The 12,185-nt window shown below is 45.7% G+C and carries 10 protein-coding genes; 5 read left to right on the forward strand and 5 right to left on the reverse strand.

Features of this window, described 5'->3' with window-relative positions:
- Positions 1–52: 52 nt before the first annotated feature.
- From SPB21_RS06650 to SPB21_RS06665, 4 genes are all read right to left on the reverse strand, one after another.
- The gene (locus SPB21_RS06650; RefSeq protein ID WP_163659274.1) at positions 53–811 is read right to left on the reverse strand and encodes a biliverdin-producing heme oxygenase; all 759 of its coding nucleotides are present in this window, start codon (positions 809–811) and stop codon (positions 53–55) included.
- A 305-nt stretch (positions 812–1,116) separates the two neighbouring features.
- Positions 1,117–1,296 (reverse strand): hypothetical protein, encoded by a 180-nt coding sequence (locus SPB21_RS06655; RefSeq protein WP_499866043.1) that lies wholly within the window; start codon positions 1,294–1,296, stop codon positions 1,117–1,119.
- 125 nt (positions 1,297–1,421) lie between these two features.
- Positions 1,422–2,303, reverse strand: a complete 882-nt coding sequence (locus tag SPB21_RS06660) for a hypothetical protein (RefSeq protein ID WP_499059135.1) — start codon at positions 2,301–2,303, stop codon at positions 1,422–1,424.
- Between the two features lie 112 nt (positions 2,304–2,415).
- Positions 2,416–3,327 carry a polysaccharide pyruvyl transferase family protein gene (locus SPB21_RS06665; protein WP_163659271.1) on the reverse strand — a complete coding sequence of 304 codons (912 nt, stop codon included), beginning with the start codon at positions 3,325–3,327 and terminating at the stop codon, positions 2,416–2,418.
- A 676-nt stretch (positions 3,328–4,003) separates the two neighbouring features.
- Here SPB21_RS06665 and SPB21_RS06670 point away from each other — a divergent pair.
- The 5 genes from SPB21_RS06670 to SPB21_RS06690 all read left to right on the forward strand — a co-directional run bounded on the left by SPB21_RS06670 (position 4,004) and on the right by SPB21_RS06690 (position 10,807).
- Positions 4,004–5,251 carry a response regulator gene (locus tag SPB21_RS06670; protein ID WP_499866044.1) on the forward strand — a complete coding sequence of 416 codons (1,248 nt, stop codon included), beginning with the start codon at positions 4,004–4,006 and terminating at the stop codon, positions 5,249–5,251.
- A 21-nt stretch (positions 5,252–5,272) separates the two neighbouring features.
- Positions 5,273–6,373, forward strand: a complete 1,101-nt coding sequence (locus tag SPB21_RS06675) for a chemotaxis protein CheW (protein ID WP_499866045.1) — start codon at positions 5,273–5,275, stop codon at positions 6,371–6,373.
- 74 nt (positions 6,374–6,447) lie between these two features.
- A complete protein-coding gene (locus SPB21_RS06680) occupies positions 6,448–7,806 on the forward strand; it encodes a methyl-accepting chemotaxis protein (RefSeq protein ID WP_499866046.1) in 1,359 nt (452 codons plus the stop codon).
- Positions 7,807–7,871: 65 nt separating this feature from the next.
- Positions 7,872–10,391, forward strand: a complete 2,520-nt coding sequence (locus SPB21_RS06685) for a hybrid sensor histidine kinase/response regulator (RefSeq protein ID WP_499866047.1) — start codon at positions 7,872–7,874, stop codon at positions 10,389–10,391.
- A gap of 2 nt (positions 10,392–10,393) precedes the next feature.
- Entirely contained in the window at positions 10,394–10,807 is a 414-nt protein-coding gene (locus SPB21_RS06690; protein ID WP_163659268.1) for a response regulator, read from the forward strand.
- 853 nt (positions 10,808–11,660) lie between these two features.
- Here SPB21_RS06690 and SPB21_RS06695 read toward each other — a convergent pair.
- The gene (locus SPB21_RS06695) at positions 11,661–12,038 is read right to left on the reverse strand and encodes a hypothetical protein (RefSeq protein WP_163701328.1); all 378 of its coding nucleotides are present in this window, start codon (positions 12,036–12,038) and stop codon (positions 11,661–11,663) included.
- Positions 12,039–12,185 lie beyond the last annotated feature (147 nt).

The raw sequence follows: 12,185 nt of genomic DNA on the forward strand, positions 1-12,185 counted from the left end.
ATCCCCCATAAGGGGGATTGGAGATCCATAAGAGCGGAGGAATTCTGAAAGATTATTCTGCGACTGCCATTTCAGCAGCCTGTTCAGACGAGCGATGGCGATGTTCCGTACTACCCGGCTTATCCTGGCGAGTAATCAGATCAAAAACATGATCGCCGATGGCGTCTTTCACCAATGGCTCCAGCTCATGCATGACATTGTGATTGAGCCGAAACGCTAGGTTGGCTTCATCCACAATTTGACGGGCCAGGCTCTTTTCAATCGGTAAGGAATTGAGGGTATTGCGATATTTTTCCTTAAAGGCTCGTCGAGCTTCCACCGTTGGGATCTCTACAAATTCATAGAAGGCTGTCCCCACACCATCTGACAAGCCTAGGGCTGAGCGAGTGATTGCCTTTAAGCTTTGTCCCCCAGAGAGATCACCCATATAACGGACATAGGCATGGGCGATTAGCAACGCAGGATTCTGGTCAGATAGCTCCCGAATGCGTTCCACATAACGCTGTCCTTCAGGAGAGGCCGTAATTTGGTTACGCCAATTGTCCCCATAATAGAAGGCGAGATCTTTTTCCAACTGAGGCACCCGATCTAATAAAGGGAAATACATGGAACCCATGACAGAATGTTGAGCATGGCGGCGCATTTCTTCTTCTAAGGCACTATAAACAAAGTATAGGTTAGCCATCAATTGACGAAAGGGTTCCCTTTCAACAATCCCTTTGAGAAAACATTTCATAAACGCCGTATTTTCGGCCAGAGTATGAGACTTTTGAGTTCCTTCTCGCAAGCAAGATGCTAAATTATGGTCCATTGTAAATACCTCAAACAGTCAATATTGGTTCAGCGGAGACAATCTTTGTTAAGGAATAAGGCTTGTATAAGATCCTAAAAAGGATCTGAAGAGACGTTTTATCGCAACTTGTACGACAAAAAGTAAACCTGGTTAAATCCTCATTCCTAAGAACGAGGGGAAGAGAAAAGGCAAGGGACACTATGGGTTGAGTATGTTCAGGAGCTAGGAGCCCTCCTGCTCATCTCTACATGATTGGAGATACCTATTATGTTCCCTTGCCACATAGCTTGATAATCACATCAAGGTGTGAGTTTCCCGTGCACTCAATCTTGGGACTTGAGAAAGAGATTAGTCAGCCCAGCCTCTGGGGTACGGCCACCAGCACCGCCATCACGCTGCCAGTTATCTTCTTGAAATTTTGTCTGGCCGCCTAATTGCCCTAGGGCAGAATCAGCGGCAGGCACAGCTGCCTTAGCATGCGATGGGTTGACTGGAGGACTCATGGGTCAAATCGTTCTCAAATGGGTTTAACTTTAATTACTCTATAGTTATGAAGTATTTCAACTATATCATTTTTTCAAAACTTTACCTTTTTGAGGTGTTTTCCCTATGGGTAACGATCGTCAAATCATAGTTCTCTAGAGGAGGGGCAGCTCAAGCGCTGGCACCAGTAGCCCAGACCCACCATACTCAAAAGGCCAATTAATACCCCTGGCTCCGGTACCGAAGTCAGGGGCGTAGGTTCTGGAATTGGGTCAATTACCGGCGGTGGTGTGGGGGGCGTAACGGGTGCTACTGGTGGTGGTGTAACGGGTGTTACTGGTGGTGTAACGGGTGTTACTGGTGGTGTAACGGGTGCTACTGGTGGCGGCGTTGGCCGTGGCGGTGCTGGTCTTGGGGGACGTGGGGGGGGAGTGACAACACCGACACCACCAGGCGCAAAGTTAGGACGCTGCCTCAGGAAAAATAGATCATTTGGAGCATTGTCCAGAATGAAATAGCGAAAGGTAACCGTCTGATTAGGATTTACAACGCCCCCCGTAAAGTTCACAAAGTCTCGCACATCCGTAACTTCATCAACCACCGAAAAGGCATTGGAGCGTGGCCTAACACTGGGAATACCTTGGGCAAAGGATAAGCCATCTTCCTCAGGGCTAGGCACCCGAAACTGTTCTTGTAGCTCATGGTCAAAAAACACCCAAGGCGTGTTAGTGCGGTTGGTCACCACTGACTCTAGACGAAACCCGATCAACCCCTCCCTACGTAGTCCTTCAATGGATAAGAACAGATCTATATTAGGCCCCGTAACATCTTGAAAAATTCTTAAGGCATCAGACGTTCTTTCTCCCCTTGTAATTCTAAAATCACCTGTAACTTCCCTGAATGTTAGATTTTCTAAAACAAGGGTGGCGGCTTCGGCTGGAGCCGCCCACAGCCCTAACGTTACAAGCAGAGCAACCGTTAGCCCCCGCTTGCGCGGAACATACTGGGAAAAGGCGATGAGAGACATATTTTAAAGGGAAAATTCTGCTTTGCCTTTAGTCTAGCTAAACAGAATCAATTCATGTTGATTTTCCTGATGTCAGCCTTTCTTCCCTGTGTTAAGCAACCCCCCTAACAATTTACCAAGCTATAGGTTGCTTTAGAGAACTTAATGCTTCTTCTAATTTCATAGTCAATCGCTCAATGGTATTGTCCGTACTCAAAACCGGTCGACCATGTTTAATAACTCTGGCTAACGTATCTGCCGCAGACGGGGACAGAAGTTTTGTCGGCTGAGATGACAATATCTGCTGTCCCCACTTAGCCCGCAGCCATCCTGCCTGTAATGACGAGCGCAATCCCCTCGCATAGTTTGGATAGTCTGGAAGGGGTAACAATCTCTGGGGACGATAGGGCACAGCGATTGAGGCGCACCAGTCTTGCCATTTAAAACTCAGAATTCTGGGGCTGGTAATCATAGGAATCCAAGCCGTTCTGAGAGCATCGGCCACAATCGCCCCATGCATTGCTTCCGCTAGTAAAACATCAATACAGCTAATGGCCTCTAAGACCTGTTCTATGGGCCAACGAGGATCAATGTAACCAATACCCACCTCTTCACATCGGGATTTCCAGATGCCATCGGCAAAATTAGCATGGTGAATATGGGGCATAAACCCATGGGAAAACACTTTTTTGCCGATAGGAGAGAAGCAACGACGCACCAGGATGCCTCCATCTGTAATTGCTTTTTGGCGAGGTAGTTTTAGACGACGGGCCGATAACGGCCCCCGAACGCAGGCAATGTGCCAATGGGGCGGAATTTCGGTCAGAGGCTGTTCATAACCTGCGCCGCTACTAAATATAATCAGACGCTGTGCATGGGCCGTGCGCTCTGGCAATCGATGATTCAATAACGTCCCTGTACCAATAAATTGGGTGGATTCATCATCATCAAAAAAATTTGGTAGGAGTTGGGGCCACAACCACCTATTCAGCTCATCACCAAAATTAGGTTGGCCATCCCGTCGTTGGTAATAAAAGATTTTCATAGGCTATGGCTATTCTCGAATGCCTGATCCCTGTACACTCCCTTGGTTAAGTTTTTTTTAGGTTAAATTATCACACCTACTTTCCATGTTCATCTTTTAATTTAGTGGGCACTTTAACCATATCAAATCAACAATGAGATTAAACATTTTCATCTTAATCTTGTTGTTAACTAATAATTAATGTCAAGCTAAATTGATCGCTTGTTCGAATGCTTTACCATATAAATCACTGCCAAAATGGTCGATATGTTCATCAGTTTGTTGGCAACAGAAGATCATTTTTATCCTCTTCTAGATCCTAGGCGAGAGAAAATTAATGCGTTAGTTTGACGCTGATTAAGTCCTGCGCTTCACCCTTTATAAACCGTGAACAACACGTTTGATTTTTGGGATTTGCCCCCATCTCCTAAAAGCTTTGGGGGTGGGTCCAGTCTCCTCGGCTTAACTCCTCGAACCGAAATTTGAACGCTCGCCAAATGTCCAAAATCGGAAAAGAAACCCCAATGTCTGATAGCTAATGAGAACCCATTGCTTACTTGGACGGTGCGATTTTTAACTGGCCGCATTGATAGTTATCGTAGATTCACGTACGTAGAGACTCTGATTGCAGATCATGGCAATGGCTACGCCATAAAAAGATTTTAGAATCTTCCAAATTTTCCATAGGAGAGGATTGATGCTTCACTTTAAACCTAAACAGCTAGGCGATTCAATCTTAGAATTGCAACATAGTAATTTTAGTGGAGTTGCCTATGTAGAGCTACTGCCAAATGTTCTCCAGAAGAAACATCCTACTGTTTTAGTGTTGCATAATGGAGAACTTACGTATTGTGGGTTCTCACTACCTGATCCAACGAACTTTTCCAAAGCGCTGGGGCAACAGTTCGATTTAGAAATCATGGCAACGGCTTTACAGCTTGCCCAGAAAAGAATTGATGATCAGACCTCTATACGTAAATATCTAGAACTTTTTATTCGACTTAAGTTATTTGCCTGGGACGATATCGAAAGATATATGCGCAAGCAAGTCATCTTAACCCTAGAACAAATCTTTCCCTACGCTGGCAAGATCGTATTAAATAGGTCTGTTGCCGTGGATCTTACCTATGGAGACGATGGTCATGGATTTACGTGGGATCAGCTTGAACTGGAGTTCATGCAGCGACAACAGGTATGGGCGTCCCTAGCGGATGTAATTCCAGCAGCCAATGCCATTCCTTATCAGCTTAACCATAGTCGCCAAACGATCACCGATGATTGGGCCAAGCAACATGTACCCCAATGGATAGATGGTCAGCGCACGCTGTATGATATTGCCCACCACATCAATCTAGATCCCCTGGAACTTGCCCATAAGTATCGCAAACTTGTTCAAATGGACTGGATTACGTTTGAACAAGAGAAGTATCTGGCTGCGCTTCAAAAGCCTCAGAAAACAGTTATTAATCAACCTCCGACAACGAATGAGTCGCAGAAAGTTAATGTTAATTCTTTAGAAAAGAGTACACCTAGTCCCGCCATTCCTACCGCTAACGCAGTCGCTGAGAATCGGCCTACGATTCTCAGTGTTGATGACAGCTTAGTGGTACAAACCATGATTAAACGGGCTATTGGCGAGCAATATAATGTGCTACTGGCGAGCAATGCCATGGATGCTCTTAGCCTATTAAATAAGGAAAAAATCGAACTAATGCTGCTGGATGTAACGATGCCTGACATCGATGGCCTAGAACTGTGTCGAACCGTACGCAGCATTGGTCGATTTCGGGATCTGCCAATTGTGATGCTCACTGCTAAAGATGGAATGTTTAATAAAATCAGAGGGCAAATTGTTGGCTCAACCCATTATTTAACCAAACCAGTTGATCGTCCAAAACTGTTGGAGGTTTTGACAAAGTATGTTCCCATTACGGTGATGTCATAACACTTTTATCGTTAAATAGCTATGATGGACAACCAATCCTACTTGTTTTTTGAACTTGATGATTTGCAGTATGGCATTGAAACCTCTCAAGTTCGAGAGATTTTGAAACTTCCCGAATTAACACCGATTGCCGATGCGCCAGGCGATATTATTGGTATCCTAAATTTCCGAGGTAAAATTCTGCCGATTATGCATCTTGCTAAGCGATTAGGGCAGAGCAGTCCCCATTGTCAGCTTAGTGACAGTATTATTGTTATTGAGTGGCAAAGTTTGCAGGTTGGCATGGTGGTCAACCAGGTTTACGACGTTCAGTCTTTGTCGCCATCTATCATTGAAGCGGTTCCCACCTATGAGTTGAGGGAGCATGCCCATACGGCATTTGCTGCAGGTATTGCTAAGGTCAATGATAGTCTGATCACATTGTTGAACCCAGAGACATTAATTCGCCAAACGGATGCAGTAGAGACCATAGCCTTAGAGTCTAAACTGGATGATGTCGAGTCCGACGGTACGACGGCTTATCCAAATGAGCAGGTATTTGAAGCCCAACAGATGCCTATTATCACCAACTTTTTCTCATTGTATTGTCCGAATATTTCGTCAGAGGAACGGCAGATTTTTCGCCAGAGGGCCGATGCCCTCGTCCATTCCCTAGAAAGCTCTGGGGCTGATATTAATAAGTTGTTGCCTTTGGCCGTATTCAGATTAGAGGAGGAATACTTTGGCCTAGATCTGCAACGGGTGCGGGAATTTATTAATGTGCGCAATGTCAGGGCCATTCCCTGTTGCCCTCCCCACATTATGGGCAACATTAATTTGCGCGGAGAAGTGATGACCTTAATTGATATTCGAGGGGCGTTGAATATCTCTCAGGCAGTGGACGAAGTGCCTAAGGCTGTTGTGATTGAGGTTGATGATATTGCTGCTGGTATAACGGTTGATCAAGTGCTGGATGTGATCTATATTCCCCCATCAGACATTGCTTCTATGCCTGCAGCGTTACCTCAGCATTCTCAAGTATTTTTCCAAGGGGCCACACGCTACCGTGAGAAAAACTTGAGTATTCTTGACCTCCCTAAGCTCTTTTCGGATGGGGGGTTAATTGTTGATCAAGCAGCCTAGCAAGCCCCTGGTGCTACCGACCACTCTCAACGTTCTTGACCAATTTATTTGCAATCTAACTTAGGATCGATCCCATGAGAATTACTGCACAGCTCAAATACAGTATTATCGGACTGGCTGTTTTGACCGCAGGTGTAACCATTTTTGAAAATACTCGAACTCAGGAGGGTGAGTTTGATGGTTCTATGGTAAACAAAGCAGGTATTGTTCGCGGAGCTAGCCAAAGACTTGTTAAACTGGAAATCCATGGTCAACCCAATGATGAGCTAATCGCCACAATCGATACTCATATTGATGGTCTGCTCAACGGTTCTGAAGAGCTGAAGCTGCATAAGCAGAAGGATAAGACGTTTGTCGCTGCTATGGAAAAGGTTGATGCCAACTGGGAGGTATTAAAGGCAGGTGTTATTGAATATCGTAGAGATCCCAGTCAAAAGACTCAGTTGATTAAAGACAGTGAAACCTTCTTTGAAGACACTAATAAAGCTGTACAGGCAGCGGAGAACATTACGGTGGCGCACATTAAAGAAGTAGGTAACACGCAGTTGGCGTTTTTTATCTTTGACATTGCGGTACTGGGCTTTATTTTCTGGCTTGTTTTGCGGACAGCGAAACTACTGCAAACCTCGATTGCATCGGTGGCTAACAGTTCTTCAGATATTGCAGCAACGGTTGAAGCGCAGGAACAGGCTGTCACAGAACAGACCTCATCGGTAACCCAAACCACCTCTACCATTGAGGACCTGGGTGCGGCGTCACTCCAGGCGGCTCAAAAGGCGGATACCTCTGCTGACGGTGCCCGTGAAGCCCTGACCCTATCGGAAACTGGAAGCCAGGCGGTGGAAAACACGGTGCAGGAGATTGAGGAGCTACAGTCTAAGGTGGGTGCGATCGCAGATCAGATTATGCAGCTGAGTGAACAAACCGACCAGATTTCGATCATTTCAAACCTGGTGGCGGACGTGGCAGACCAAACGAACATGTTAGCCCTAAACGCAGCGGTAGAGGCAGCCCGAGCCGGTGAACAAGGAAAGGGTTTCGCGGTGGTTGCGGGTGAAATTCGAAAGCTGGCAGACCAAAGTCGTGACTCAGCCAGTAAGATTGGTACCCTGGTAGAAGCGATTCAGTCCTCCATTAACAGCACGGTAATGGTGACAGACGAAGGGACGAAAACAGCAAAAGCAGGTATTGAAACCGCAAAAGATACCGCCAATGTCTTTAATCAGATTGCAGAAGCGATTAACGAAGTCTATAACAACTCTCAACAGATTGCCCAAACTGCAAAGCGGCAGGCGGTTGGTGTACAGCAGGCTGTCTCTGCGATGAACACCATTAACTTGGGAGCAAAAGAGACCGTTAGTGCAGTGAGTAAAGTACAAGATTCCACCGAAACGCTGCAAACGATTGCCAAAGAACTACAGGTCGCAATCTAACCTTCTGTTGTGGGGTAGAGAGATTAATCATCTCACCCCATCTACCCCATCCATCAAGAAATATCATGTTTATCGAAGATGAAGAACTGCGAACGCTTTATCGAGACGCAAGTAAAGACCATTTAGACAACTTAGAAGCTGGGTTTCTACATTTAGAAAAAAATCCAGATGATCTAAATAATCTAAAAAATCTATTGCGGGCTGCCCACTCCTTAAAGGGAGACTCCCGCATGTTAGGCGTCCAGGAAGCGGAAACTTTAACACATCAATTAGAGGAACTCTTAAGTGGTGTCGAAAAAGGGGAACGAGATGTCACACCTGCCTTCTGTGATTGTCTCTATCAGGGGTTAGACGCCATCCGCAAAATTGCCCATGAGGCCTTTACAGGGGAAGCGTCAAATGTCAGTGTGTTTCATGTAATGGCTCAGCTGATCAATGCTGGAGAAGCCTCTGAGCCAATCACCATTGCCCCTGCTGCTGAGGAGCGGGCCATGCTGGAATGGATGCCCACCAATGCACCCCCACAGCCTGACTATAACGACTCTGTTGCCGTGATCACGCCTCCTGTCATAGAAAAGGAAGAGACGACCTTAGGCATGGGCGCTAATCTTGAGCACCCTGTCCTCAAACGGCCTACCCCAGACGAAACCAGTGTTGTTATTCCCCCTCCGCCAACCATAGAAGAGGAGACGGCCATAGAAGAGGAGACGGCCTTAGCCATAGGTGCTGACGCCCCCCCTGTCTCCAGATCGCTAACTCCAGACGACCCCCAAGAAAGCACTCAGCAGCCATCTCAGTCTGAGACGATGTCACATGAGGGCTATCACATTGACACTATTCGGGTTGAAGCTACTAGGCTTGATACCTTAATGACCCAAGCCAGTGAGTTAGCTGTGACCAAACGACGGATTACTCGTCGGATGGATGACATTGATCAAGTGCTTCTGTTCTGGGAGAACTGGGTTCGTGATAGTTTAAAGCAAAAATTAACGTTGAATAGTCTGGAGAATGCACAATCAACAGACCAAGCCCTAAATTCGATACAGGCCTTACAACAAACCACAGACGAGCGTCTAGATCAACTAGGCGATCTCTTAAAGCAGCTCAGAAATACCTCCTATGAAGACTCTGCCCAGTTAGAGACCCTCTCTAATGATTTAGAATCAGGGATTCTCAAACTGCGCCAGGTGCCATTGTCCAGCATGTTTAACCTTTTCCCTCGTATGGTCAGGGATTTGGCAAGACAGCAGAGAAAGAGCATTAATTTAGTCATTGAGGGAGAAGATATTCAGGCAGATAAACGGATCTTAGAAGAGATGAAGGCACCGTTGAGCCATCTTATCCGTAATGCCATTGACCATGGAATTGAGGCTCCAAGCGAGCGCATTGCCATGGATAAGGTTTCTATGGCTACAATTTGCATCAAGGCTCGACAGCGAAATAATCGCCTTGAAATTGAAGTCATTGATGATGGTCGTGGTCTTAGTTTAGAAAGCATTAAACGTACAGCTCTGCGCCGGGGACTCTATACCGAAGCCCAGTTGGACAAGATGGGCGATGAGGAACTTCAATACTTGATCTTCACGCCTGGATTTTCCACTCGAACGGTTGTCACTGAAATTTCTGGTCGGGGTGTGGGATTAGATGTTGTACGGGTTAATGTGGAGCGCCTGAAGGGAACTATTCAAGTGGATTCCACCCCTGGTCAAGGCTGTACATTTCGATTCACCATCAACACCAGTTTAGCCACAGAATCGGCCTTGATTGTTGAAGCTAACCAGGCATCCTATGCCATTCCTGTTGAATCTATTGAAAACATGATGCGGGTTATCCCCCAGGATATCTTCACCCTTGATGGCAATCCGGCAATTACATTCCGAGAGAATCCATTGTCTGTTGCCTGGTTGACAGATCTGTTGGGATTGCCTGTATCAGTAGCTACCCAACCTCAGCTGAATAGCGTTAACCCATCAGTCCCCTGTGTTGTCCTTAAAGTTGGACCTAGCCAATTAGGCATATTTGTTGATAACCTAATCGATCAACAGGATATTGTGTTGAAGCCCCATAGCAAACTCCTTAAACAAGTACGCAATATTTCTGGCGCAACTATTTTGGGATCAGGGGAAGTCTGTATGGTACTCAGCCCCCAGGACCTGATTAAATCTTCCAGAGGTGAGGAAATCGGCGCTAAGGTTACTGATTGGGAGCCTATAGCGGTTAAACCGAAAGTCCTGCTAGTGGAAGACTCGATTCCGATTCGTACCCAGGTAAGACGGATTCTCGAAGGGGCGGGCTATCAGGTAACAACAGCGGTCGATGGTCTTGATGGCTTCAATAAACTACAAACAGGAGATTCCTATGATGCTGTGGTGTCTGATGTGGAAATGCCCAATCTCAGTGGCCTGGAATTAACGACCCGTATTCGTCAGGAGGCACAATATGAAAAATTGCCCATTATCTTAGTTACAACATTGGCTAAAGATGAAGATAAACAGCGTGGTGCTGACGCTGGAGCCAATGCCTACATCACCAAAGGTGATTTTGACCAAAGTCTACTTCTCACTACTCTTAGGAGTTTAATTTAACCATGGCTAACCCCATTAAAGTTGTTTTAGTTGAAGATTCTGCCATTGCCTTACAAATTCTACAGCGGTTAATCGATTCATCACCCGAGGTAGATGTTGTTGGTACCGCTCAAGATGGCTCTGATGGCTTGAAAGTAATTGCTCAAACAATGCCAGATGTTATCTGTACCGACCTACAGATGCCCAAAATGGATGGTCTAGAGTTTACGAAAAAAGTCATGTCTGAATTTCCTCGACCGATTCTGGTGGTAAGTAATACTGTACACCCAGGCGATGTAGACAATATCTATAACTTAATGCAGGCAGGAGCACTAGACTTTTTTCCAAAGCCCACTTCCGGATCAGCCACAGACTATGAAAGACTTAAAAATTCGTTGATTACTAAAATCAAAGTCTTAGCAAGTAAGAGAGTGTAATCTTGGCTCTGGGTGTTTAGTTTCAGCCTGGTCCCCTGGTTCTTCTGTTTAGAAGAATCAGGGGACCAGGCGATTCTAGTCTATGTTCTCTTCCATGGGACTGTTGTTGTGGTAATGTGCAATATAATGTACACACATCTCGGCAGAGAGTTCAGACTCCTGCATTACCCCCCTCAATCCCCCCTTACTAAGGCAAGGCTGTTTCATTGTCTGGACAGAAAATCTGGAGGCATTGAAAGCTTATTTGAGGAAAGGCATGCTCTACATGAAGGTGGGCCAAACAACAATGCGATAACCTGATTAATCGACCCCGCCGTAACCCTTAAGTTAATGCCATTGAGGACAACCTAGTAGGCTGGGTCTTAGGGCGGCCTCCCGGCCCTAACCATGGGGGTTTGGGGAACTCGGAGGGACCCCAAGCAACCGGTTTTGGCTCCCTGCGATCATCTCTCGATTAAGTATGAAAGAAGTCATAAGCCTTACAGATTTTCTCTGGTGAGCACGAAACAATCCTGCTCTTGGTAAGGGGGAGTTAGAGGGGGTGAGGCAACCACGAATGCTAGTTTCCAATACTTGTGTGGACACAGTAGCTTGATAAGGGAAACCCTTGGCGACTATTTGAAACCATTGAATATTAAGAGGTTTAGCCACTCTCTCTGAATTAGGGAAGGTTTAATCTGAAAAATGCTGGCTTCGGACAAGTCTGTTAGATCGATGCATTCCCTAGATCAGCAACAGCAAAAATCCAGAACGATTGACAGCCGTTCTGGACATAAACTAATGGAAAGCTATCTGACGCTATGGTAGTTAGGAGCAACCTAATGTAACTTATTTTGCTACCTAGCTTTGATTACTAAACTTGTAGGGCTTGCTCAATCTGGCGTAGCTTAATACGAGCTAGACCTAAATTTGCTTTTTCTCGATCCATCACCATGTAAAAGAAGACACCTTCAAGGGCTTCACAAATGCGAATTAAGTGATACTGATTCTTCAAGCTGATGAGAATATCTTCGATGGGTGATGTGATTCCTAGACCCTCACGGGCTCTGTTTTTAGCCTTAATTACTTCAGAGTTGAGGGCAATTGCTTGCTCTAGCTGCATTGAGGAGAATGTAGCTTCATCTTTACTAACCTGACCTAGGGAAAATCCTGTAGACCAATCTCCAATAGCAGCTCCGATCGCACCATCGACAGATAGTGAGCTTTGAATAGACTCTTTGACGTTATTCATTTTAACCAACAACCTTAGTAACAATAATGTTGATGTTGTACAAGCTGAACATGCTTGAGCTGACCCTAAGATTCCCGAACAAGGCTTAGGTGTTTCATTTGTCTCAGATCTTGCACTCATGTTGGTGATGGGACAATAACCCACGCT

The sequence above is a fragment of the Leptothoe sp. ISB3NOV94-8A genome (assembly GCF_043421595.1).
GTDB lineage: Bacteria > Cyanobacteriota > Cyanobacteriia > Phormidesmidales > Phormidesmidaceae > Leptothoe > Leptothoe turfae.